At 65.4% G+C, this 21,839-nt stretch carries 22 protein-coding genes; 7 read left to right on the top strand and 15 right to left on the bottom strand.

Annotation, left to right across the window (positions count from 1 at the left end; all coding sequences use genetic code 11):
* Positions 1 to 45: 45 nt before the first annotated feature.
* The 3 genes from AC58NV_RS03980 to AC58NV_RS03970 all read right to left on the bottom strand — a co-directional run bounded on the left by AC58NV_RS03980 (position 46) and on the right by AC58NV_RS03970 (position 2,954).
* The gene (locus tag AC58NV_RS03980) at positions 46 to 1,827 is read right to left on the bottom strand and encodes an acyl-CoA dehydrogenase C-terminal domain-containing protein (RefSeq protein WP_497225969.1); all 1,782 of its coding nucleotides are present in this window, start codon (positions 1,825 to 1,827) and stop codon (positions 46 to 48) included.
* Between the two features lie 72 nt (positions 1,828 to 1,899).
* Positions 1,900 to 2,301 carry a MerR family transcriptional regulator gene (locus AC58NV_RS03975; RefSeq protein ID WP_366663271.1) on the bottom strand — a complete coding sequence of 134 codons (402 nt, stop codon included), beginning with the start codon at positions 2,299 to 2,301 and terminating at the stop codon, positions 1,900 to 1,902.
* A 284-nt stretch (positions 2,302 to 2,585) separates the two neighbouring features.
* Positions 2,586 to 2,954: a MerR family transcriptional regulator gene (locus tag AC58NV_RS03970; protein WP_222476223.1), complete on the bottom strand. Its 369-nt coding sequence runs from the start codon at positions 2,952 to 2,954 to the stop codon at positions 2,586 to 2,588.
* Positions 2,955 to 3,077: 123 nt separating this feature from the next.
* On the opposite strand from AC58NV_RS03970, the gene AC58NV_RS03965 reads away from it, so the two are divergent.
* From AC58NV_RS03965 to AC58NV_RS03955, 3 genes are read left to right on the top strand one after another with little or no spacing between them, the layout of a single operon-like run.
* Positions 3,078 to 3,500, top strand: a complete 423-nt coding sequence (locus tag AC58NV_RS03965; RefSeq protein ID WP_497225968.1) for a PaaI family thioesterase — start codon at positions 3,078 to 3,080, stop codon at positions 3,498 to 3,500.
* Complete coding sequence (locus AC58NV_RS03960) at positions 3,497 to 4,015, top strand: PaaI family thioesterase (RefSeq protein ID WP_174144407.1); 519 nt, start codon at positions 3,497 to 3,499, stop codon at positions 4,013 to 4,015. The genes AC58NV_RS03965 and AC58NV_RS03960 overlap by 4 nt, the downstream gene beginning before the upstream one ends.
* Before the next feature lie 6 nt (positions 4,016 to 4,021).
* Positions 4,022 to 5,341 carry an MATE family efflux transporter gene (locus AC58NV_RS03955; protein ID WP_497225967.1) on the top strand — a complete coding sequence of 440 codons (1,320 nt, stop codon included), beginning with the start codon at positions 4,022 to 4,024 and terminating at the stop codon, positions 5,339 to 5,341.
* Between the two features lie 37 nt (positions 5,342 to 5,378).
* On the opposite strand, the gene arsC is transcribed toward AC58NV_RS03955, so the two are convergent.
* Genes arsC through AC58NV_RS03940 form a run of 3 tightly spaced genes read right to left on the bottom strand, consistent with a single transcriptional unit; the run spans position 5,379 to position 7,110 of the window.
* A complete protein-coding gene (arsC, locus tag AC58NV_RS03950; protein ID WP_497225966.1) occupies positions 5,379 to 5,720 on the bottom strand; it encodes an arsenate reductase (glutaredoxin) in 342 nt (113 codons plus the stop codon).
* Positions 5,717 to 6,775: a quinone-dependent dihydroorotate dehydrogenase gene (locus tag AC58NV_RS03945; protein ID WP_497225965.1), complete on the bottom strand. Its 1,059-nt coding sequence runs from the start codon at positions 6,773 to 6,775 to the stop codon at positions 5,717 to 5,719. The genes arsC and AC58NV_RS03945 overlap by 4 nt, the downstream gene beginning before the upstream one ends.
* Complete coding sequence (locus tag AC58NV_RS03940; RefSeq protein ID WP_497225964.1) at positions 6,772 to 7,110, bottom strand: DUF952 domain-containing protein; 339 nt, start codon at positions 7,108 to 7,110, stop codon at positions 6,772 to 6,774. The genes AC58NV_RS03945 and AC58NV_RS03940 overlap by 4 nt, the downstream gene beginning before the upstream one ends.
* Before the next feature lie 159 nt (positions 7,111 to 7,269).
* Here AC58NV_RS03940 and AC58NV_RS03935 point away from each other — a divergent pair, with 159 nt between their 5' ends.
* Positions 7,270 to 8,850 (top strand): bifunctional metallophosphatase/5'-nucleotidase, encoded by a 1,581-nt coding sequence (locus tag AC58NV_RS03935; RefSeq protein WP_497225963.1) that lies wholly within the window; start codon positions 7,270 to 7,272, stop codon positions 8,848 to 8,850.
* 162 nt (positions 8,851 to 9,012) lie between these two features.
* Positions 9,013 to 9,321 carry a DnaJ family domain-containing protein gene (locus AC58NV_RS03930; RefSeq protein WP_497225962.1) on the top strand — a complete coding sequence of 103 codons (309 nt, stop codon included), beginning with the start codon at positions 9,013 to 9,015 and terminating at the stop codon, positions 9,319 to 9,321.
* Positions 9,322 to 9,327: 6 nt separating this feature from the next.
* Here the strand turns inward: AC58NV_RS03930 and AC58NV_RS03925 are convergent, their stop codons facing one another.
* On the bottom strand, positions 9,328 to 11,076 hold the full coding sequence (locus AC58NV_RS03925) for a tetratricopeptide repeat-containing sulfotransferase family protein (RefSeq protein ID WP_497225961.1): 1,749 nt from the start codon (positions 11,074 to 11,076) through the stop codon (positions 9,328 to 9,330).
* Between the two features lie 90 nt (positions 11,077 to 11,166).
* On the opposite strand from AC58NV_RS03925, the gene AC58NV_RS03920 reads away from it, so the two are divergent.
* Entirely contained in the window at positions 11,167 to 11,910 is a 744-nt protein-coding gene (locus tag AC58NV_RS03920) for an SOS response-associated peptidase (protein ID WP_497225960.1), read from the top strand.
* Here AC58NV_RS03920 and AC58NV_RS03915 read toward each other — a convergent pair.
* On the bottom strand, positions 11,861 to 12,352 hold the full coding sequence (locus tag AC58NV_RS03915; RefSeq protein WP_497225959.1) for a MarR family winged helix-turn-helix transcriptional regulator: 492 nt from the start codon (positions 12,350 to 12,352) through the stop codon (positions 11,861 to 11,863). The two genes, AC58NV_RS03920 and AC58NV_RS03915, sit on opposite strands and share 50 nt — an antisense overlap.
* 162 nt (positions 12,353 to 12,514) lie before the next feature.
* On the opposite strand from AC58NV_RS03915, the gene mnmH reads away from it, so the two are divergent.
* Positions 12,515 to 13,567: a tRNA 2-selenouridine(34) synthase MnmH gene (mnmH, locus tag AC58NV_RS03910; protein ID WP_497225958.1), complete on the top strand. Its 1,053-nt coding sequence runs from the start codon at positions 12,515 to 12,517 to the stop codon at positions 13,565 to 13,567.
* Positions 13,568 to 13,648: 81 nt separating this feature from the next.
* Here mnmH and selD read toward each other — a convergent pair whose 3' ends face one another.
* The 7 genes from selD to AC58NV_RS03875 are packed head-to-tail and all read right to left on the bottom strand — an operon-like array spanning position 13,649 to position 21,769.
* Positions 13,649 to 15,811, bottom strand: coding sequence for a selenide, water dikinase SelD (gene selD, locus AC58NV_RS03905; protein ID WP_497226390.1), 2,163 nt, complete (start codon positions 15,809 to 15,811; stop codon positions 13,649 to 13,651).
* Positions 15,812 to 15,842: 31 nt separating this feature from the next.
* On the bottom strand, positions 15,843 to 16,244 hold the full coding sequence (locus AC58NV_RS03900) for a Na+/H+ antiporter subunit G (protein ID WP_497225957.1): 402 nt from the start codon (positions 16,242 to 16,244) through the stop codon (positions 15,843 to 15,845).
* Between the two features lie 9 nt (positions 16,245 to 16,253).
* Positions 16,254 to 16,523, bottom strand: coding sequence for a K+/H+ antiporter subunit F (locus AC58NV_RS03895; protein WP_019295814.1), 270 nt, complete (start codon positions 16,521 to 16,523; stop codon positions 16,254 to 16,256).
* A complete protein-coding gene (locus AC58NV_RS03890; protein WP_366661778.1) occupies positions 16,520 to 17,017 on the bottom strand; it encodes a Na+/H+ antiporter subunit E in 498 nt (165 codons plus the stop codon). The genes AC58NV_RS03895 and AC58NV_RS03890 overlap by 4 nt, the downstream gene beginning before the upstream one ends.
* Positions 17,014 to 18,552 (bottom strand): monovalent cation/H+ antiporter subunit D, encoded by a 1,539-nt coding sequence (locus AC58NV_RS03885; protein ID WP_497226389.1) that lies wholly within the window; start codon positions 18,550 to 18,552, stop codon positions 17,014 to 17,016. The genes AC58NV_RS03890 and AC58NV_RS03885 overlap by 4 nt, the downstream gene beginning before the upstream one ends.
* Positions 18,552 to 18,905 carry a Na+/H+ antiporter subunit C gene (locus tag AC58NV_RS03880; protein WP_366661777.1) on the bottom strand — a complete coding sequence of 118 codons (354 nt, stop codon included), beginning with the start codon at positions 18,903 to 18,905 and terminating at the stop codon, positions 18,552 to 18,554. Before AC58NV_RS03880 ends, AC58NV_RS03885 begins: the two co-directional genes overlap by 1 nt.
* Positions 18,906 to 18,907: 2 nt before the next feature.
* Complete coding sequence (locus AC58NV_RS03875) at positions 18,908 to 21,769, bottom strand: monovalent cation/H+ antiporter subunit A (RefSeq protein ID WP_497225956.1); 2,862 nt, start codon at positions 21,767 to 21,769, stop codon at positions 18,908 to 18,910.
* Positions 21,770 to 21,839: the final 70 nt, after the last annotated feature.

Below are 21,839 nucleotides of genomic sequence, written 5' to 3'. Positions count from 1 at the left end.
GCCGGGGCTTGGGCAGGGCGCCCCGTGACAGGGCGCCCGAAGGCATCAGAAGGCGTCCGCGTCCAGTGCCATCACCGTGTCCGCACCGCTTTCGATGCGGGCCAGATGCAGCTTGGTCGCGGGCAGCCGCCGTGCCATGTAATACCGGCCGGTTGCGAGTTTCGTCTCATAGAACGCCGCGTCTTGCGTCCCGGCGTCAAGCGCTTCCTGCGCCGCCTTGCCCATCCGCGCCCACATCAGGCCCAGGCAGACCTGGCCGAACAGGTGCATGAAGTCATAAGACCCCGCCAGCGCATGGTTCGGGTTCTTCATGCCGCTTTGCATGAAGAACATGCCGGCCGCCTGCAGATCCTTGGAAGCCGCTTGCAAAGGCTTGATGAAGTCCTTGGTGAAAGCTTCTGAAATATCTTTGTTTTCCTGGCAGAAACTCTTCACCATGTCAAAGAAGGCCAGGACGTATTTACCGCCGTGCTGGCCCAGCTTGCGGCCCACCAGATCTAGCGCCTGCACGCCGTTGGCGCCCTCGTAGATCATCGCGATGCGGGCGTCGCGGGTGTATTGCGACATGCCCCATTCCTCGATGTAGCCGTGGCCGCCATAGACCTGCTGCGCCAGCACGGTCATGTCATAGCCCTGGTCGGTCAGAAAGCCCTTGATCACCGGCGTCATCAGCGAGATCAGACCGTCCGCATCCTTGTCGCCGGCGCGGTGCGCCTGATCGATCAGGGTGGCGCCCCACAGAAGGAAGGCGCGCGCGCCCTCGGCAAAGCTTTTCTGGTCCATCAGCGAGCGGCGGATGTCCGGGTGTACGATCAGCGGGTCTGCCGGTCCATCGGGGTTCTTGGCGCCGGTCACGTCGCGGCCCTGCAGCCGGTCCTTGGCGTAGTCCACCGCGTTCTGATAGGCGGCCTCGGCCTGCGCCAGGCCCTGCATGCCGACACCCAGACGGGCCTCGTTCATCATGGTGAACATGGCGCGCATGCCCTTGTGCTCCTCGCCCAGCAGCCAGCCGGTTGCGCCGTCATAGTTCATCACGCAAGTGGAGTTGCCGTGGATGCCCATCTTCTCCTCGATCTTGCCGACCGAGACACCGTTGCGCTCACCCAGGCTGCCGTCTTCGTTCACCAGGAACTTGGGCACGATGAACAGGCTGACACCCTTGATGCCTTCGGGGCCGCCGGGGATCTTGGCCAGCACCAGATGCACGATGTTATCCGCCAAGTCGTGATCGCCGGAGGAGATGAAGATCTTCTGCCCGGAAATCTTGAAGCTGCCGTCACCCTGCGGTTCCGCCTTGGTGCGCATCAGGCCCAGGTCGGTGCCGCAATGCGGCTCGGTTAGGTTCATGGTGCCGGTCCACTGGCAGCTGATCATATTGGGCAGATAGGTGGCCTTCTGCTCCTCGGTGCCATGCGCCAGAATGGCGGAGGCGGCGCCATGGGTCAGGCCCTGGTACATGGTGAAGGCCTGGTTGGCGGCCGAGAAGAACTCGCCCACCGCGGTACCCATCACATAGGGCATGTTCTGGCCGCCGAATTCTTCCGGCATGTCCAGCCCGGTCCAGCCGCCTTCCTTCATCTGCTCGAAGGCTTCCTTGAACCCCGCAGGCGTGTAGACCACGCCGTTTTCCAGGCGGCAGCCCTCCTGGTCGCCCACCACATTCAGCGGGTGCAGCACTTCGCTGGCGATCTTGCCTGCCTCTTCCAGCACGGCGCCGGTGAAATCCGGTTCCAGCTCATGGTATCCGGGGATGTCCTGGCCGGAGACCTTCAGCACATCGTGCAGGATAAACTGGGCGTCTTTGGCGGGGGCTCGATAGGAAGGCATTGCGGTCCTCTTCAGGGTCTTGTGGCTCAAGTCAGTGCCGGGCGGGCCGGCGGGAAAGGGCGGGGCGGCTGCCTATTGGGCAGCCTCCTGCTTGGCCTTCATCGAGGCGATCATCTTCTCGCCCCAGGCCAGCTGGTCCTTCAGGTCCTCGATTGCCTCGGTCAGCTCCTCGCGCTGGCGCTCCATATCGGCGAGCCGTTCACGCGCGACCTCATAGGTCTTGGTGAGCTGGGTCACCTGCTGGTCGCCGACATGGTACAGTTCCAGCAGCTGGCGGATTTCCTCCAGGCTGAACCCGAACCGCTTGCCGCGCAGGATCAGCTTCAGCCGGGCGCGGTCGCGTTTGGTGAACAGCCGCTTCTGGCCGTCGCGGATCGGGAACAGCAGTTCCTTGGCTTCGTAGAACCGGAGCGTGCGGGGCGTCACGTCAAAGGCCTCGCACATCTCGCGGATGGTCATGGTTTCTTCGGTCATCGTCGTCACTCTTACGGCTTGGTGCAGGACCAAGCTGTGCGGAGTTGGCTTTTCGATCAAGACTGACTTTACGTTTACGTAAGTTGTACGTTACGTCACTTTGCGGGACGTTACTGGTTCGCAAAACGCACATAAAGTGACGTAACGTTACGGTCTGGCTGAGGGGCCGCTGGCTGTTTCTGCAACGGTTCTGACCCGGAAACAGGCGAATCCAGTGCGGCCGCTACAAAAGGAAAACCCCGCCTCAAGGGCGGGGTTCAGAATTCCGGAAAGATGCGTTCGACCTACTTCAGCAGCGCCCGGGTGCTTTCGCGCAACTCGCTCAGCTCTTCAATCGCCTCATTGATCTGCTCGCGCTGCTTTTCAAGCTCAACCAGCTGGCGGTCGGCCATTTCCATGAAGGCATGGTTCTGGGCGTCGTTGCCCTCTTTTTCATAGATCAAGAGCCACTGGCGGATCTCTTCCAGCTGAAAGCCGAACTTGCGCCCGCGCAGGATCAGCTTCATCCGGGCACGCTCCCGCGCCCCGTAAAACCGCGACCGGCCTTCGCGGTCCGGCTGCAAAAGCTCGATGTATTCATAGTAGCGCAGCGTCCGCGGCGTGACCTCGAACTCGGCGCACATTTCTTTGAATGACAATCTGTTGTCGGTCATCCGTCGTCTCCCTTGCCGGGAACCTATGCACTTGCAGCGAACAGTGCAACCTCCGTGGCGGCACACTTGCGCTTTCACCGGGGCAGGGCCAAAGATGGGGCAGAGATTTCAAAGGACAGTCCCATGGCCGACAAGACCGAGCTCGCGCGTCAGTTCATCGAAGCGATCCCGCACGCCAAGCAATTGGGAATGAAGCTGACAGAGATCGGCGACGGCACCGCCGAGATCCGCATGGCCTATGACAAAAAGCTGGTCGGGGACCCGGCCACCGGCGTCATTCATGGCGGCGCGGTGTCGGCGCTGATGGATACATGCTGCGGTGCAGCGGTGATGAGCCACCCCTCCGCTCCCGGCGGCACCGCCACCATCGACCTGCGCATCGACTATATGCGCCCTGCGACCCCTGGGCAGGCGATCACCACCCGCGCCACCTGCCATCAGATCACCCGTACCGTTGCCTTTGTCCGTGCCGTCGCGATGGATGAGGATGAGGACCGCCCCGTCGCCACCGCCTCAGGCGCCTTTACCGTGGAGAAGAAGTTTTGAGCCGCCCCCGTCCCGAACCGATCCAGGTGGTCAAGCAGCGCCGTGATGCAGCCCTGTCGGCGCTGGTCGACTCGGTGCCCTATATCCGCTTCCTGAATGTCACCTTCGAGCGCCGAGGCGATGAGCTGACGGCGGTGCTGAATTTCGACGACAAGCTGATCGGCAACCCGTTCCTGCCTGCGATCCATGGCGGGGTGACGGCGGCCTTCCTGGAAATCACCGCGATGATCACGCTCAATTGGTCGCACCTGTGGCAGCGCATCGAATCCGGCGATCTGGACCCGGCGGAAATGGCCAAGGGCAACCTGCCGCGCCAGCCCAAGACCATCGACTTCACGGTCGATTACCTGCGCTCCGGCCTGCCGCGCGATGCCTATGCGCGGGCGCGGGTGAACCGCTCCGGCCGCCGCTATGCCTCGGTGCATGTGGAGGCCTGGCAGGACCATAAGGACAAGCTGTTTGCCCAGGCCACCGGCCATTTCCTGATGCCGCAGGACAAGAACGGCGAAGGCTGAACACCCATGACGAGCGCGGACACCGAAATCACCCATGCCCGGGTGCTCAGGATCGCTTTTCCGATTGTGCTGTCGAACGCCACGGTGCCGATCCTGGGCGCCGTGGACACCGGTGTGGTCGGCCAGATGGGCGAGGCTGCGCCGATCGGCGCAGTGGGTATCGGTGCGGTCATCCTGGCGACGATCTACTGGATCTTCGGGTTCCTGCGCATGGGCACCACCGGGCTAGCGGCACAGGCCCGCGGGGCGGGGGATTGGGCCGAAACCGGCGCCCTGCTGATGCGCGGTCTGCTGCTGGCCTTTGCTGCGGGAGTCGTGTTCATCCTTGCGCAGGGTGCCGTGTTTTGGGGCGCCTTTGCGCTGGCGCCGGCCAGTGCTGAGGTCGAAAGCCTGGCCCGCGATTACCTGGAAATCCGCATCTGGGGGGCACCGGCCACCATCGCGCTGTATGCGGTCACCGGCTGGCTGATCGCGGTGGAGCGCACCCGCGGCGTGTTCCTGCTGCAGGTCTGGATGAACGGGCTTAACATCGTGCTGGACTTGTGGTTCGTGCTGGGCCTCGGCTGGGGCGTGGAGGGCGTCGCCATCGCCACGCTGATTGCCGAATGGACCGGTCTGGCATTGGGGCTCTACCTGTGCCGCGATGCCTTTGCCGGCGATCAATGGCGCGACTGGGCGCGGGTGTTTGATCCGGCGCGGCTCAAACGGATGATGCAGGTGAACGGCGATATCATGGTGCGCTCTGTGCTGCTCACGGGCTCCTTCACCACCTTCCTGTTCATCGGATCCGGCATCGGCGACGTGAACCTGGCCGCCAATCAGATCCTGCTGCAATTCGTCGAGATCACCGCCTTTGCTTTGGATGGCTTTGCGTTTTCCGCCGAAGCACTGGTGGGCGGTGCCGTCGGTGCCAAGGCGCGGGACCGCGTGCGCCGGGCGTCGGTGGTCACGTCGCAATGGGGCGTGGGCGGTGCGGTCCTGCTTGGCGTCGCCTTTGCCGCGGGCGGCCCCTGGCTCATAGACCTGATGTCCACCTCTCCCGAGGTGCGCGAGGCCGGGCGAGTGTTCCTGGTCTGGGCGGCGGTATTGCCGGTGCTGAGCGTCGCCAGCTACATGTTCGACGGTATCTACATCGGCGCCACCTGGACCCGCGACATGCGATGGGCGATGCTGCAATCGGTGGCCATCTATGTTGCGGCGCTGCTGGTTCTGGTGCCGGTCTTCGGCAATCATGGCCTGTGGGCCGCGCTGATTGTCCTGAACATCGCCCGCGGTGTAACGCTGGGCCTGCGCTACCCGCGGCTGGAAGCGCAGGTGGGCGCGTAAACAGGGGGCGGGCGGGCTGCAACGCCCGCCCGGCGGCTTACAGCAGCGTTTCGAGTGTCTCGGTCGGGCGGCCGATCACCGCCTTGCCGTCCTTGATGGCAATCGGGCGCTCGATCAGGATCGGATGCGCGGCCATTGCCGCCAGCAGCTCTTCCTCGGCGCTGTCTTTGCTCAGGCCCAGCTCCTTGAAGACCTTCTCGCCGGTCCGCATCATCGCAACCGCGGAAAGGCCAAGCGTCGCCTGCACCGCCTTGATTTCCTCAAGCGAGGGCGCGTCCTGCAGGTACAGCCGCTGCTGAACTTCCGCGCCGCGCTCTTCCAGCAGCGCCAGGCCTGCGCGGGATTTCGAGCAGTGCGGGTTATGCCAATAGGTGATCACAGCCAATTCTTCCGTTTGCTTCCAACCGCTTGCGCGGCGTTGTCAAAGCCGTCGCGTGCCAGCAGCGCGTCCAGCCCGCGGGCAATGTCGCCCGCCAGCGACAGCCCGCCATAGACCATCGCGGTATAGAACTGTACGGCGCTGGCACCGGCGCAGATCTTGGCATAGGCCTGCTCTGCGGTGCTGATGCCGCCGACGCCGACCAGCGGCACCTTGCCATCCAGAAGCTCCGACAGCTGTGCCAGCACCCGGGTGGATTTCTCAAACAGCGGCGCGCCGGACAGCCCGCCGGCCTCGCTCTTGTGGGCGCTGCGCAGCCCGTCGCGCGACAGGGTGGTGTTGGTGGCAATCACCGCGTCGATGCCGGTCTCCAGCGCGACGGCGGCAATGTCCTCGATCCCTGCGCGGTCCAGGTCCGGCGCGATTTTCAGGAACACTGGCACCCGGCGGCTGAGGCTCTCGCGGGTTTCGATCACACCCGCCAGCAGCGCCGACAGCGCCGCCTTGCCCTGCAGGTCGCGCAGCTTCTCGGTGTTGGGGGAGGAGACGTTGACGGTGGCAAAATCCAGATGCGCGCCGCAAAAAGCCAGCACCTTGGCGAAATCCGCGGCGCGGTCCGCGCTGTCCTTGTTGGCGCCGAGGTTCAGGCCGATGACCGCATCGCGCGGCCGCTGCGCCAGACGCGCGCCGATGGCCTCCATGCCCTCGTTGTTGAAGCCGAAGCGGTTGATCGCCGCCTTGTCCTCGGTCAGGCGAAACAGGCGCGGCTTGGGGTTGCCGGGCTGCGGGCGCGGGGTGGCCGCGCCCACCTCGATGAAGCCAAAGCCGGATTTCGCCAGCGGCGCCAGCGCCTCGGCGTTCTTGTCATAACCTGCGGCAAGCCCCACCGGGTTCGGCAGATCAATGCCGGCCAGCGTGGTCCTGAGCCGGGTAGAGGTGACCGGGCCGGGGGCCGGGGCCAGTCCCATCGTCAGTGCCTTCACCGACAGCCCGTGCGCCGCCTCCGGGTCGATCCGGTGCATAGCGGCAAGGGCAAGCTTTTCGGTCAGCTTCATGCCATTTCCTCCGGGAACTGATGCGTGCCCTCCACCAGCGGCAGCGGCTTGGCCCAGACCACGTCGCTCATCCGGATGTTGCGGTAGAGATGCGGGAACTCGGCGCCGCCGCGGGACACTTCCCACTTCAGGTCATCGCCCATTGCACCGGCATCGCAGGCCAGCAGGGTCAGCCCCTCGGCGCCTGCAAAATGCTTGGCCGCGGTCTCTGCCGCCTGGGTTGCGGTGGAGAAATGGACATAGCCGTCCGCAACATCAATCGGCGCGCCCGGCGTCTCGCCCGCGGCCTGCAGTGCGGTCCATTCGTCCGCCCGGAAAATCTTGTAAATCAGCATGAGCGCCTGATGCCCTGCACCGCCAAATGAATCAAGGGGGATTGGCAGGCGGGGCGCGCAAAGCTGACGCAAGGGGAGGCGGCGCTGCGGCTTTTCCCCTTTGACCGGCGCGGGCTTTGGGCGCAGGCTTGCCCGAAACAGAACACGGGAGCGCTCCTCATGATTGCACAGTTTCTTTCTTCGGTTGCAGCCCTGGCCCTGGCCGCCGGTGCCGCAGCGGCGGAGTACAGGCTGACGATCCTGCATACTAACGACTTCCACTCGCGGTTCGAGCCGATCAACAAATACGACAGCAGCTGCGACGCCGAAGATCAGGCTGAGGGCAAATGTTTCGGCGGCACCGCGCGGCTGGTGACGGCAATAGCGGACGCTCACGGACGGGCGGAGAACTCGATCCTGGTGGATGGCGGCGACCAGTTCCAGGGTTCGCTGTTCTATTCCTATTACAAGGGCAAGGCCGCGGCGGAGTTCATGAACCAGCTGGGCTATGACGGGATGACCGTCGGCAATCATGAATTCGACGACGGGCCGGAGGTTCTGCGCGGGTTCATGGATGCGGTGGGCTTTCCGGTGCTGATGTCCAATGCGGATGTGTCGGCGGAACCGGCACTGGCGGATGTGCTGAAGAAATCCACGGTGATCGAGCGCGGCGGCGAAAAGATCGGCCTCATCGGCCTGACGCCGGAGGATACGCATGAGCTGGCAAGCCCCGGCAAGAACGTGCATTTCTCCGATCCCGTGGCGGCGGTGCAGGCAGAGGTCGACTGGCTGACCGCCGAGGGCGTGAACAAGATCGTGGTGCTCAGCCACTCCGGCTACGGCGTCGACCAGCGGGTGGCGGCAGAGACCTCCGGCGTGGACGTGATCGTCGGCGGGCATTCCAACACCTATCTTTCCAACACCTCTGAGAAGGCTGCCGGGCCGTATCCGACGGTGGTGAACGGGGTGCAGATCGTGCAGGCCTATGCCTATGGCAAGTTCCTGGGCGAGCTGACCGTGACCTTTGACGAGGCGGGCAATGTTGTCAGCGCCACCGGCGAGCCGCTGATCATGGATGCGGCTGTCAGCGAGGACGCGGCGACGCTGGACCGGATCGCGGAACTGGCGCTGACGCTGGATGAGATCCGCAACAAGGTCGTGGCAGAGGCGGCAGAACCCATCGAAGGCAGCCGTGATGTCTGCCGGGTACAGGAGTGTCCGATGGGCAACCTGGTGGCTGATGCAATGCTGGACCGGGTGAAGGATCAGGGCGTGACCATTGCCATTGCCAATTCCGGCGGTATCCGCGCCAGCCTGGACGCGGGCGCGGTCACCATGGGCGAGGTGCTGACAATCCTGCCGTTCCAGAACACGCTGTCGACATTCCAGATTGACGGCAAGACGCTGATCGCAGCGCTGGAGAACGGCGTCAGCCAGGTGGAGGACGTCAAGGGCCGCTTCCCGCAGGTGGCGGGGCTGAAATTCAGCTGGGACAGTTCAGCTGCGCCGAATGCGGGCCGTGTCACCGAGGTGCTGGTGGCAGAGGGCGATGGGTTTGTGCCGATTGATCCGGCCAAGACCTATGCGGTGGTCACCAATGACTATGTCCGCAACGGCGGCGACGGTTATGCGATGTTCGAGGGTGACGACAAGAACGCTTATGATTTCGGCCCCGACCTGGCCGATGTGCTGGCGGAGTATCTGGCGGCGCAGGGCCCCTATACGCCCTACACCGACGGGCGGATTTCGCAGGTGAAATAGGCAGCAGCATATAGGTCCGGACCGGACCCAATGTTTCGCGCGCGAAACATTCGGGCAGGAGGGCTGCCGCATTATCTTTAGCCATCCTTAACCTTCGCCGGCTGTTCGTTAACGGGCTGGCGGGGGCTTTCCCACGGCCGGCGCGCGTGGCAGAATACGGACATGGGCCACCCGCTGATCGACCTCATCAATGCCCGCATCGAAGCCGCCGAAAAGGACGGTGCCTTTGATAATCTGGCGGGCGCAGGCAAGCCGCTGCCGGACTGCGACGACCCGGAGAACGCGCTGGTCAACCGGCTGGTGCGCGAGAGCGGCGGGGTGCCGGAGTTCGTCAGCCTGTCGCGGGAACTGCAGCGCCTGCGGGCGGAGCTGCGCGAGGCCGGCGACCGCAGCCGCCGGCAGGAGATCCTGAAAGAGATGTCGATGATGGATGCGCGGATCGAGATCGCACGCAAGGCCTACACGAAATAGGCCCTGTTATCCCTTGATTTCTGGCCAGATTTCCGGGTCCAGGCCGTCGATGAACGGCGCCAGAACGTCGGCGTATTTCTCCCATTTGCCGATTGAGCGCGTGTGCGCCGTCTGCCTGACTTGCGTGTTCGACAGCGTCAGGACCTGGCCTTTGTGGCGTTCCGGGTGGGCCATGTCCTCGACCCAAGTAAGGCCGCAGAACTCCGCCAGCTTGCGGCTTTCGCCCTCGATATCGGCAACGAAGCTTTCATAGCGCAGGTCATAGATCCGGCCCGGCATCACCTGACGCCAGTGCTGCATCAGCCGGCCATAAAGGTTGAAACGGTGCGCCATCGCCTTGAGGTCGTAGGCATATGTGAGCGAGCTGCCCGAGAAATAGCCGCGCCAGATCGACAGCGCCACGTCGCGCGGGTCGCGGCAAAGATGAACAAAGCGTGCATCCGGGTAGGCAGTCGCAAGGTGGCCCAAGAGGCGGTAGTTGTCGGGCATTTTGTCGACATAGGCCGCGGTTCCCTCGGGCATGTCCGGCAGGCGGCTGATGTCCTCCACCGTGAAATCGCGGGCGGCCGCGGGCGTGAAACCCTGATCCGTGTCCAGATAGGGATGCAGCAGGAAGGCCGGCACGCCGCGCTCGCCCAGCGGGAACACATCCGGGTGCAGGCCGATCACGGTTTCGGTCAGGGTGGTGCCGGAGCGCGGCATCCCAACCACATAGATAGGGCGCGGGCCTTCGGGTGCGGTTTCTGCCGGGGCGATCTGATCCGGGAAGGCGGCCATGATGCGGCTGAACTGGCGCTCGCTGCCCTCGTAGTCATAGGGGGTCTGCGCGGCCATACAGGCGTTCGCCTCGTCATTGAGGGCAGCGAAGGCGTCCTTGTCGCCCGCCTGATCAGCGATCCGGGCAAGGGCAAAGCTGACGTTAGCGCGGTCCAGCGAGCGGGGGGCGGCGTTCTTCAGCGCCTTCTGCGCGATGGGCAGCAGCTCTGCGTTCTGGTCGCGGCTGCTGATGCGGGCCAGCATCTCCAGCACCTGGGTGTCCTTGGGATCCAGCTCCAGCAGCGCCAGGCACTGCTCGCGGGCGGCGCCGCTTTCGCCGTTGGAGATCAGCTGGCTGGCCAGGCGGCGGCGGGCCTCCACGTTCTGGGGGGCCACGGCGACGGCCTTCTGCGCGGCCTCGGTGGCTTCCTCTTGCCGCATAAGGCGGGCCAGCAGCAGGCTGGCGTTCTGCAGTGCGTCGGCGTCATTGGGGTTCACCTTGAGTGCGGCCTGGTAATCCGCCAGCGTCGCCTTCTCATCGCCGAGCGTGTTCCAGGCGGTGGCGCGCAGCCGCAGCATCCGCGGCTGGCGCGGATCGCGGGCCAGTGCCGCGGTGGCGGTTTCGATCGCGGCCTCGGGCGCGTTCATCACCAGATGGGCCTGCGCCTGCAGGTAGAGCGCGGCCTGATCGCCTGGCTGGTCCTTCAGCACCCGTTCCAGCAGCTTCATCGCCGGTTCGCCCTGCTGCATGAACAACAGCGTCTGCGCCAGGTTCTTGCGGGCATCGTGAAAGCCGGGCGCCAGCGCCAGCGCCTTCTTGAAATAGGGCACGGCATCGCGGTGCTTGCCCAGTCCCGACAGGGAGATGCCGGCGATATTGGGGAAATCCGGGTGGCTCTTGTGCCGCTTCATGCCGCCCTTGGACTGTTTCAACGCCTGTTTGAACTTGCCCTGGTTGAGAAAGCCCAAGGCGGACTGGAGATCATTCTGAAGAGTCATGAGGCCTATCTATCATCCTGTCAGGGCGGCTGAAAAGCAGTGGGCCAGGGAGGCTTTGCATGTGCGCCGCGGCCCGGGTTAGAAATCAGCATGTGCGGACGATTTGCCATAACCCTGCCCAGTGATGCAATGGCACAGCTGTTTGCAGCGCAGCCCGCGAACGATCTTCCGGCGGTGCCGAACTTCAACGTCTGCCCGACCAATCCGGTGCATGTTGTGCAGGCGGGGGAGGCGGGGCGTCAGCTGGTGCCGATGCGCTGGGGCTTCCTGCCGCATTGGTACAAGAGCGAAACCGCCGGGCCGCTGTTGATCAACGCGCGGGCGGAGACGATTGCGGAGAAGCCCGCCTTTGCCAAATCCTGCCGCGAGCGGCGCTGCCTGATCCCGGCCAGCGGGTTCTATGAATGGACCAAGTCGGAGGACGGCGCCCGGCTGCCCTGGTACATCCGCCGCAGCGACGGCGCTCCCATTGCCTTTGCTGCCGTCTGGCGAAGCTGGGGCGTGGACGATCCGGTCAAGACCTGCGCCATTGTCACCACTGCCGCCAACGAGGGGCTCTCGGCCATCCACCACCGGATGCCGCTGATCCTGGAGCCGGAGGACTGGGGCAAATGGTTGGGCGAGGAAGGCCATGGTGCCGCCAGGCTGATGCAGCCGGGGGCGGAGGGTGTACTGGACTTCCACCGGGTTGATCCGGCGGTGAACTCCAACCGCGCAGAGGGGCCGGAGCTGATCGAGCCTTTCGGGGAAGAGGATACCCCGCGCGGGGCAGCTGATCTGAGGGTCACTCGGCGGCGTGGCGGGCGGGCAGGTCGCGCTGCGGCGCGCGGCTGAGGTCGTTGCCGGCAAGCGTCGCCTTTTTCAGCAGCGCCACGAAGGTCTCCTGCTCTGCCTTGGTAAGCCCTGTGAGGATGCCGGGCTGAGAGGCGTGCACAATGGGCAGGATGCGGTCAAGCAGTGCTTCGCCATCCCGTGTCAGGCTGACCTCACGGGCGCGGCGGTCGGCCTTGGACACGCGGCGCTCTACCAGCCCCTTGTCCACCAGCCGGTCCACCACCTTGCCCAGGGTGGCGCGGTCATAGGCGATGAGGCCCGCAACCGAGGCCTGGTCGATGCCGGGATGGCGGTGGATGGCGGCCATGGCGGAAAACTGCACCGGGGTGAGGTCGACGCCTTCTGCCGCCATGCGGTCCATGAACTGGGCCACGGAAATCTGGTGCAGCCGCCGGATCAGGTGGCCGGGCAGGGAGTGAATGTCCAACGGGTCGGTTTTCATGGCCTACTGGTCCTTGGCGGTCGGGCGCCCCGGTGCTTCATCCGGGCAGGTCTGATTGCAAGGATTGCCATACCGCCCCGTGCGCAGTACGCGCAAGACTTATCGCCGCGGCCGCGGCAATTGCAGCTTTTCCTTGCGCATGGGGCGCGGTAAGTCTGGCGCATGGCGCTGAAATTCACCTCCTTGCAAGAGTTCTACGCGCACGGGTTCGACACCGTGATCGACGTGCGCAGCCCGGCGGAATATGCCGAAGACCATGTGCCGGGCGCGATCAGCCTGCCGGTGCTGGACAACGAGGAGCGGGCTGAGGTCGGCACCATTTATGTGCAGGACAGCCCCTTCAAGGCGCGCAAGCTGGGCGCGGCGCTGGTGTTCCGCAACGCCGCCAACCACATCGAGCAGAGCCTGAGCCACCATGAAGGCGGCTGGAAACCGCTGGTCTACTGCTGGCGCGGCGGCCAGCGGTCCGGGTCCTTCACCTGGATGCTGCAGCAGATCGGCTGGCGCGCCGAGGTGGTCGAGGGCGGCTACCAGACCTACCGCCGCCTGGTCAACGCGGCGCTGTATCAGTCCGCGCTGCCGCACCATCTGGTGGCGCTGGACGGCTATACCGGGTCAGCCAAGACTGAGGTGCTGAAACGCGCAGGAAAGCTGGGCGTGCAGGTGCTGGATCTGGAAGGGCTGGCCAATCACCGCGGCTCGCTGCTGGGGGACATGCCGACGCCGCAGCCCTCGCAGAAGGGGTTCGAATCCGCTGTGGCCGGTGCGCTGATGCGGCTGGATCCGGCCCGCCCGGTGCTGGTGGAGGCGGAGTCCAGCAAGATCGGCCAGCGGATCATTCCGCCTTCGGTCTGGGATGCAATGAAGCACGCCCCCCGGATCGAATTGCAGGTGCCGGTGGCGGCGCGCTGCCGCTATCTGGTGGAGGCCTACGACGATATCCTGTCGGACGCGGAGCGGCTGCGGGAGAAGCTGGGCCCCTTGCGCGCCCACCGCTCCGGCGCGGTGGTTGACGGCTGGTTCGCAAGCATCGAGGCGGGGGACAAGGCTGCTCTGACCGAAGCGCTGATGGTGGACCATTACGACCCCGCCTACCGCAAGTCGCGGGCCGCGATCGGGGCCGAGGTCGCCGCCACGGTCGAGGCTGAAGCGCTGGATGAAGCGGGACTGGATGCCACCGCCGCGCAGGTGGCGGCGGTCATGTCCGGTCTCTGACTGGGGCTCTCCCGCCCGTCGCCGGGGCATCAGTGATGCCCCGCTCCCGTTGGGCGCGGCGCTGCGCTGGCGCGCAGCGGGTCAGGCGCTGAGGGTGATCGCCCCGGAACTTTCTGTAACTTTGCCGACAAGGGCCGCCGGATACCCGGCAGCGCGCAGCTGATCCAGCAACTCGTCGGCCTGATCAGCGGCGACGGCTGCCAAGAGGCCGCCCGCGGTTTGCGGATCGAACAGCAGGTCCTGCCAGCCGGAGGTTTTCAGTTCCGGCAGCGCAGCCTGGTTGGCGGGGAACAGCGAGGAGCGGATGCCGCGGTCTGCCAGCTCGGCGGCGCCCTGCATCAGGGGGATCTGGCCGGTGAACAGCTCTGCGCCCGCGCGGGATGCCTCGCAGATGCCCAGAAGATGGCCGAGAAGGCCGAAGCCGGTCACGTCGGTCATTGCATGGGCGTCCTGCAGGATACGGGCGGCAGCACCTTGAGGCTGGCTCATTTGCTCTAGCGCCGCCGCGACCCATTCGCCTTTGGCTTCGCCGGCCATCTCGGCGGCCATCAGCACGCCGGAGCCGAGAGGCTTGGTCAGGATCAGCGCATCGCCCGGTTTGGCACCCGCAACGGTGATTGCGGGGCGGGGACAGAGCCCGGTGACGGTGAAGCCCACCGTCAGTTCATCGCCGAGCGAGGTGTGGCCGCCGATGATGGCGGCGCCGGCTTCTTGCATGACGTCCGAGGCGGCGCCCATGATTTCCTGCAAGGTGCGGGTCTGCAGCGCGGGCGACATGCGCGGCAGGATCAGGTTTGCGGTGGCCGCCTGCGGCTCTGCCCCCATCGCCCAGATGTCGCCGAGCGCGTGCACGGCGGCGATGCGGGTCATAACAACCGGGTCGTTGGTGAAGCTGCGCAGGTGGTCGGTGCTGATCACCTGCTTGACGCCGCCGGTGGTCAGCAGCGCGGCATCGTCGCCGGGCAGCGGGGCGATGTCGTCCCGGTTCGTAGTCCCAAGACCGGCAAGCGTTCCGAACAGCGCATCGCGCCCCACCTTGGCGCCGCAACCGCCGCACATGGGCTTGTCGCCCAGCGCCTTCTCCATCTCCAGCGTGTGTTCGGCCGGCAGCGGCGGGGCCTCCAACGCGGGCAGGTCGCGGAATTTCTCCATGAAGGCCTGGTCGATGCGGTCCTTCCAGCTCCACATCAGCGGGCCTGCAAGGGTGGTGCCGAAGCGTTCGCCGAGGGCCTCCTTGGAGCCCATGGAGATCAGCTTCAGGTAATCCTTCTGCGGACGGTACTTGCGCAAGGGATCGCCGGTCATCAAGGCGCGCAGGTTGTGGTAGAGCACTGGTGCCTGGCGGACGGCGTAGACGCCGGCCTTGGGGCGCGGGGCGAAGTCCATATGGGCGCAGTCGCCTGCGGCAAAGACCTGCAGATCAGAGCTTTGCAGGGTTTCGCTGACCCCGATGAACCCGTCGTTCAGGTCCAGGCCGCTGTCCGAGAGCCAGCCGTAGGGGCGGGCGCCGGCGGCGCCGGTGGTGAAATCCGACAGGATCTCGCGCCCCTCCTGCAGCACAATGTAGCCGTCCTCGATGCGTTCGATCCCGGCGTTTTCCTCCAGCCGCACGCCTTGTTCAACCAGGGCGCGGCGCAGTTTGTGCCGGGCTGTTTGGCCGATGGCGCGCAGGGCTTCGTCGCTGTCGATCAGCGTGGCCTGGGCCAGGCGGCCGAGGGATCTGAGGGCATAGGCCATGGCGAGGATCAGCTCCACCCCGGCGACGCCGCCGCCGATCACGGCGACATGGGCGGGGCCGTCCCCTTCGCGGAAGGCGGCCCATCGGGCGGCGAAACGGCCCAGCGGCTTGGCCGGGATGCCGTGGCGGGCAAAGCCCGGCAGGTCCGGCATGGCGGAGGTGATGCCGATGTCGATGGAAGCCACGTCATAAGCAACCGGCGGGCGGCCCGGCACATGCACCAGCCGGGCCGCGGTGTCGATATGCTCTGCCGCGCCCAGCACCACGCGGGCGCCGGCAAAACGGGCGAGGCGGACCAGGTCGATGTCCAGTTCCTCGCGCGCGTAGTGGCCGGCCACGAAACCCGGCAGCATGCCGGAATAGGGTGCAGAGGGTCCGGGGTTGATCACCGTCAGCCGGGCGCCGGGCAGGGGCTTCATCCCCCATTTGCGCAGCACCAGCGCGTGGGTGTGACCGCCGCCCACCAGCACCAGATCGCGGGTCAGCGGCAAGCGGGAGGTGTCGATCACGGGTCAGGCCTTCCTGGCTGGGGCGCGCTTACTCTTTGGCGGGCGGGGTGTGGGACGCGTGGCGGCGTTCCTCGTCCTCGGGCGTGTCATGGGTGGCCCAGTGATCGTCGCCGCCGGCCTCTGGCATGGTGTCGCGGGTCTCCTGCCGGTGGATGTGCACCTTGGCAATGAAATTCGCGGTGATCGGCGCGGTGAGGAACAGGAACAGGGTGATCATCAGCTCGTGGTAGGAGAAATACTTCTCAAACGCTGCGGCGTGAAGCATCGAGGCCAGCAGTACGCCGCCGACGCCGAGGGTGGTGGCCTTGGTCGGCGCATGCAGCCGCGACATCGGGTCGTTCAGCTTGATCAGCCCGAAGGAGCCGACAATGCCGAAGATCCCGGCGGTTACCAGGAAGGCGGCAACGAGGAGTTCAAACAGGTTTTCCATGGCTCTCCCTCACTCGATGATGTTGCCGCGCAGGATGAAGCGCGCGTAGGCCACGGTGGAGACAAAGCCGAGCATGGCGATGATCATCGCGGCCTCGAAGAAGATCTCGGTTCCCAGCGCCATGCCGTAGAGCACCATCAGCGCGATGGCGTTGATGAACATGGTGTCGAGCGCCAGGATGCGGTCGGCCACATCGGGGGCGGTGACGACCTTCCAGAGGTTCATCAGCATGGCGAGCGCAAAGCAGGCAAAGGCGAAGGTTGCAGCGCTTTCGATCATTCGAAAATCTCCATCAGCCGGCGCTCGTAGCGCTGTTTGATCTCATCCCGCACCGCGTCGGGGTTGGGGGCATCCAGGCAGTGAACCAGCAGGGCGTGGCCCTCGTCCGAGACGTCCGCCGACAGGGTGCCGGGGGTCATGGTGATGGTGCCTGCAAGGGCGGTGATCGCTTCCGGCGTTTTCAGCTCCAGCGGGATGGTGATCCAGTTGGGGCGGCGGTCGGCGTTGGGTTTGAACAGGACGATGCGGGCGACGATGATGTTGGCCTGGATGATGTCCATCAGCACCACCAGAATGTACTCCGCGATCTTCAGCGGGCGGCGCAGGTTGGGGCGGTTGGGCCAGAAGGGCTGCGTCACGAAGGGGATCACCACCCCCAGCATGAAGCCGAAGACCAGCGAGTTGAGCGACCAGCGGTTCACCATCAGGAGCCAGGTGAGGGTCAGCAGAAGCGTCAGAAGGGGGTGCGGAAACAGCCGCCGGATCAGTTTCATTCTGCGGTCCTCCCAAGCACGGTGTCGATATAGGCCGCAGGCGCATAGAGCTGCGCCGCCGTTGCCTCGGCATAGCGGGTGGCGGGGCCCGCAAAGACGGTGAGCGCCACCAGACCGCCAAGGAGGCCGAAGCAGGCCACGAAGGGCAGCTGCGCCGGTCTGGCGGGCAGGGTGCCAACGGGCGGTTCTGCGCTGGTGTCAGTGTCCTCCGGCGGCAGGCCGTGGCCCTTCCAGAACAGCAGCGAACCTGCACGGGCCATGCCGATGATGGTGATCAGCGAACCCAGCAGGATCACGCCCCAGATCCAGGGCGCCAGATCGGCGCCGCGGGTGGCGTCCAGCACCAGGAGCTTGCCCAGGAAACCCGACAGCGGCGGCATGCCCGCCAGCGCGATGGCGGCGGCGAAGAACAGCGCCGAGATCAGCCCGGTCTGCGGCATCGGCAGCTGCGGCAGGATCCACTGGCCCTGACGCTCCATCACCAGGTCGGCGACCAGGAACAGCAGCGCCGCCGCGAGGGTGGAATGCACCAGGTAGTAAAGGGCGGCGGCAGCGGCGGTCTGGGTGAACAGGGAAATCGCGATCAGCAGCGTGCCCATGGAGGCGATGGCGCCGAAGGCGGCCAGGCGGCCCAGCTTCTTGGAGCCCAGCACGCCGATGGCGCCGGCGCCAAGGGTCACGAGAGCGGCGGGCAGCAGCCAGCTTTCGGTGAGACCTGCGGTGGCCTCGACCTCGGGGCCGAAGACCAGCGTGTAGATGCGCAGGATCGAATAGGCGCCGACCTTGGTCATGATGGCAAAAAGCGCCGCCACCGGCATCGGCGCGTTGGCATAGGCCGAAGGCAGCCAGAAGTGCAGCGGCAGCAGCGACGCCTTGATGGCAAAGACCAGCAAGAGCATCACCGCGCCGACGCGCAGCAGGGCGGTGTCCTCTGCCGGGATCTGGGCAACCTTCACGGCGAGGTCGGCCATGTTGAGGGTGCCGGTCACCGCATAGAGCGTGCCGAGGGCAAACAGGAACAGGGTGGAGCCGAGGAGGTTGAACACCACATACTGCACGCCGGCCTGGAACCGCCGGGTGCCGCCGGAGTGGATCATCAAGCCATAGGAGGCGATCAGCAGCACCTCGAAGAAGACGAACAGGTTGAAGGCGTCGCCGGTCAGGAAAGCGCCCATGATGCCCATCAGCTGGAACTGGAACAGCGCGTGGAAGTTGCTGCCGCGGGTGTCCCAGCCGGAGCCGATGGCATAGAGCAGCACCGGCAGCGCCAAGAGCGAGGTCAGCACGATCATCATCGCCGACAGCCGGTCCAGCACCAGCACGATGCCGAAGGGTGCGGGCCAGTCGCCCAGTTCATAGACCTTGACGGTGCCATCGGCGGCCTGTGCCGCCAGCGCCAGGGTAACTCCGGCCAGCAGCACGGCGCTGGCCAGCGAGAAGATCCGCTGCAGGTCCAGATGGTGGCGCAGCACCATGATGATGAAGGGTGCAACAAGGGCCGGCAGCACCACCGGCGCGATCAGAATATGCTCCATCATGCGTCCTCCCCGGCGCCTTCGGGCTCAGCCGGCATGGCGGTGCTGTCATCGCGGGACGAAAGGTAAGCCCCCAGCGCGATCATCACCACCACAGCGGTCATGCCGAAGGAGATCACGATGGCGGTCAGCACCAGCGCCTGCGGCAGCGGGTCGGTATAGGCGACCTCCTCGTACTTATTGAGGATAGGCGGCGCGCCGGTGACCAGCCTGCCGGTGGCGAACAGGAACACGTTGACCGCGTAGGTCAGCAGTGACAGGCCCAGGATCACCGGAAAGCTGCGGCGGCGCAGGATCAGATAAACGCCGGCCGCCGTCAGAATGCCCACGGCCGAGGCAACGAGAAGTTCCATGCTTATCCCTCCGTCCCGGTCTTGGCCGCTTCGTCGCGTGCCGGGTTGATGTCCATTGCGTGTTCCGTGCTTATCCCCGGCTGCCAGGCAAAGCGCGACAGGCTTTCCAGCGCCAGCAGCACGGCGCCGACGACGGCCAGGAAGACGCCGAGGTCAAAGAGCGCGGCGGTGGCCCATTCGAACTCCTCCAGCGGCGGCCAGTGGATGTAGCCGAAGTCGCTGGTCAGGAACGGCATCCCGTTGAACCAGGCGCCCATGCCGGTGGCAGCGGCAATCAGCACGCCGGAGCCGATGATGGCATGATACGGGTAGCGCTGCCGCTCGGTTGCCCAGGCAAAGCCGGAGGCCATGTACTGCATGATGATGGCGATGGCCGCGACCAGCCCGGCGATGAAGCCGCCGCCCGGCAGGTTGTGGCCGCGGAAGAAGATATAGGCCGCGACCATCAGCGCCAGCGGCATCATCACCCGTGTCGCCACCACCATCATCAGCGGGTGGGCGTCGCCTGCCTGCGGCAGGTCCGGCTCGCGGTTCAGCAGGTAGGCACGGACCTTGGAGCCCAGAACTGCCTCAGTCAGGGCAAAGATCACCATGGCGGCGATGCCCAGAACGATGATCTCGCCGAAGGTGTCATAGCCGCGGAAGTCGACCAGGATCACGTTCACCACATTGGTGCCGCCGCCGCCCTTGTAGGAATTGGCGAGGTGGAAGTCCGAAATCGTCGGGAAGGCGAAGTCGCGCATCAGCAGCGCATAGATCAGCCCGCCCGCGCCCAGGCCCGCCACCACCGAGATCGCGCCGTCGCGCAGGCGGGTGAGGGCCGGGGTTTCGACCGGGGTTTCCTTGGGCATGAAATTCAGCGCCAGCAGCAGCAGGATGATGGTCACCACCTCGACCGAGATCTGGGTCAGCGCCAGGTCGGGGGCCGAGAGATAGTTGAACGACATCGAGACCACCAGGCCGACCACGCCGATCAGCACCAGCGACACCAAACGGTTGCGGTGCTTGGCGACAATGAACAGGGTTGCCACCACCAGGGCGAACCAGCCGACAATGGGCAGCGCACCCGGGTCCTGCATCTGGCGGGTTTCGGCGCCCAAGGTGCCGCCCCGGTAGGCGAAGTAGCCGATTGCCACGGTGAAGGTGACCATGATCGCCGCGTAACGCGTCAGGACGCCGTTGTGCAGCCCGTCGGTCACCAACTGGCTGAGGCGGGTGAAGGCGCCGATCAGGCCCTCGAAGATGGTCTTGGCTTCTGGCCGCGGCATTGCGTTCCAGGCCCGCTGCAGGGGCCTATGCAGCGCCAGCAGGGCCAGACCGCCGATGGTGGCAAACACCGACATGTAGAGCGCCGGGGTCAGCCCGTGCCAGAGCTTGAGCGAGTGATAGGGCAGTTCCCCGCCGCCGATCACCGCGCTTGCGGCGGTGGCGACCAGCGGGCCGGCAATCTTGGCCGAGGCGAGGCCGATCAGCACCACCAGCACAACCAGGAAGGCGGGGCCGATCCACATGCCGGTATTGGGGTCATGCGGGTGGCCGGGGTAGTCCTCGCGCTTGGGGCCGAGGAAGACATGGGCGATGAAGCGGAAAGAATAGGCCGCCGAGAATACCGCCGCTGCTGTGACCAGCGCGGGCACGATCAGATGCGAGCCGTTCCAGATCGTGTGGGTGGTTTCCTCCAGCATCATTTCCTTGGACAGGAAACCGTTTAGGGGCGGGATGCCGGCCATCGACAGCGCCGCCATCGTGCCGATGGTGAAGGTAACGGGCATCAGGTGGCGCAAGCCGCCCAGGCGCTTGATGTCGCGGCTGCCGGCCTCGTGGTCGATAATGCCTGCAGACATGAACAGCGCCGCCTTGAAGGTCGCATGGTTGATGATGTGGAAGACCGCCGCCACCGCGGCGAATTTGGTGCCGAAGCCCAAAAGCATGGTGATTAGGCCCAGGTGGCTGACAGTGGAGAAGGCCAGAAGCGCCTTGAGGTCATCCTTGAACAGCGCAATCACCGCGCCGACCAGCATGGTCACCAGGCCGGTGGTGGCGACGATATAGAACCACTCCGGCGTGCCGGCCAGCACCGGCCACAGCCTCGCCATCAGGAACAGCCCGGCCTTCACCATCGTGGCGGAGTGCAGGTAGGCCGAAACCGGCGTCGGCGCCGCCATCGCGTGCGGCAGCCAGAAGTGGAAGGGAAACTGCGCCGACTTGGTGAAGGCGCCAAGCAGGATCAGGATCAGCGCGGGCAGGTAGAGCGGCGAAGCCTGAATCGCGTCCTTGTTCTGCAGGATCACGCTGAGGTCATAGGAGCCCGCGATATGGCCCAGCAGCAGCATGCCGGCAATCATCGCCAGCCCGCCGGAGCCGGTCACGGTCAGTGCCATCCGCGCGCCCTGGCGGCCCTCGGGCAGATGCTTCCAATAGCCGATCAGCAGGAAGGAGCTGAGCGAGGTGAGCTCCCAGAACACCAGCAGAAGCAGGATGTTGTCCGAAAGAACGATCCCGACCATCGCCCCCTGGAACAGCAGCAGGTAGCTGAAGAACTGGCCCATCGGGTCTTCGCGTGACAGGTAGTAGCGGGCGTAGAGGATAATCAGGAGGCCGATGCCGAGGATCATTGCCGCAAACAGGAAGCCCAAACCGTCAAGGAAGAAATGCGCGTTGAGGCCGAGCGCGGGCAGCCAGTCGACGGCGGCATAGACGGTTTTGCCGTGGAACACGGCAGGGATGTGCAGCATCAGCCCGATGAAGGCGAGCAGCGTGGTCAGCCCGGCAGCAGAGGCTGCTGCGTTGCGTCCGGCGCGGATCAATAACGCGGGAAAGACGGCTCCGAGAAAAGGCAGGGCCGCAATCAGGAAAAGGGACACGTGCAAGTCTCCTGTCGGGTTGGCGCGTCGTTTTTAGGCCAGTGCTACGCAAAATTCCTGCGCAGAACCA

This window comes from Leisingera sp. ANG49 (genome assembly GCF_059694505.1).
The sequence above is the reverse complement of the archived record's forward strand: the minus strand, read 5'-3'. Positions and strand labels throughout refer to the sequence as shown.

Bases quoted from the DNA above. Each gene is read 5' to 3' on its own strand.
- AC58NV_RS03955 (WP_497225967.1), top strand. From the start codon at position 4,022: ATGACGAGCGCGGACACCGAAATCACCCATGCCCGGGTGCTCAGGATC.
- mnmH (WP_497225958.1), top strand. From the start codon at position 12,515: ATGGCGCTGAAATTCACCTCCTTGCAAGAGTTCTACGCGCACGGGTTC.
- AC58NV_RS03980 (WP_497225969.1), bottom strand. From the start codon at position 1,827: ATGCCTTCCTATCGAGCCCCCGCCAAAGACGCCCAGTTTATCCTGCAC.
- AC58NV_RS03935 (WP_497225963.1), top strand. From the start codon at position 7,270: ATGATTGCACAGTTTCTTTCTTCGGTTGCAGCCCTGGCCCTGGCCGCC.
- AC58NV_RS03970 (WP_222476223.1), bottom strand. From the start codon at position 2,954: ATGACCGACAACAGATTGTCATTCAAAGAAATGTGCGCCGAGTTCGAG.
- AC58NV_RS03920 (WP_497225960.1), top strand. From the start codon at position 11,167: ATGTGCGGACGATTTGCCATAACCCTGCCCAGTGATGCAATGGCACAG.
- AC58NV_RS03890 (WP_366661778.1), bottom strand. From the start codon at position 17,017: ATGAAACTGATCCGGCGGCTGTTTCCGCACCCCCTTCTGACGCTTCTG.
- AC58NV_RS03930 (WP_497225962.1), top strand. From the start codon at position 9,013: ATGGGCCACCCGCTGATCGACCTCATCAATGCCCGCATCGAAGCCGCC.
- AC58NV_RS03895 (WP_019295814.1), bottom strand. From the start codon at position 16,523: ATGATCGAAAGCGCTGCAACCTTCGCCTTTGCCTGCTTTGCGCTCGCC.
- AC58NV_RS03965 (WP_497225968.1), top strand. From the start codon at position 3,078: ATGGCCGACAAGACCGAGCTCGCGCGTCAGTTCATCGAAGCGATCCCG.
- AC58NV_RS03925 (WP_497225961.1), bottom strand. From the start codon at position 11,076: ATGACTCTTCAGAATGATCTCCAGTCCGCCTTGGGCTTTCTCAACCAG.
- AC58NV_RS03940 (WP_497225964.1), bottom strand. From the start codon at position 7,110: ATGCTGATTTACAAGATTTTCCGGGCGGACGAATGGACCGCACTGCAG.
- AC58NV_RS03945 (WP_497225965.1), bottom strand. From the start codon at position 6,775: ATGAAGCTGACCGAAAAGCTTGCCCTTGCCGCTATGCACCGGATCGAC.
- AC58NV_RS03880 (WP_366661777.1), bottom strand. From the start codon at position 18,905: ATGGAACTTCTCGTTGCCTCGGCCGTGGGCATTCTGACGGCGGCCGGC.
- AC58NV_RS03975 (WP_366663271.1), bottom strand. From the start codon at position 2,301: ATGACCGAAGAAACCATGACCATCCGCGAGATGTGCGAGGCCTTTGAC.
- AC58NV_RS03900 (WP_497225957.1), bottom strand. From the start codon at position 16,244: ATGGAAAACCTGTTTGAACTCCTCGTTGCCGCCTTCCTGGTAACCGCC.
- AC58NV_RS03915 (WP_497225959.1), bottom strand. From the start codon at position 12,352: ATGAAAACCGACCCGTTGGACATTCACTCCCTGCCCGGCCACCTGATC.
- AC58NV_RS03885 (WP_497226389.1), bottom strand. From the start codon at position 18,552: ATGGAGCATATTCTGATCGCGCCGGTGGTGCTGCCGGCCCTTGTTGCA.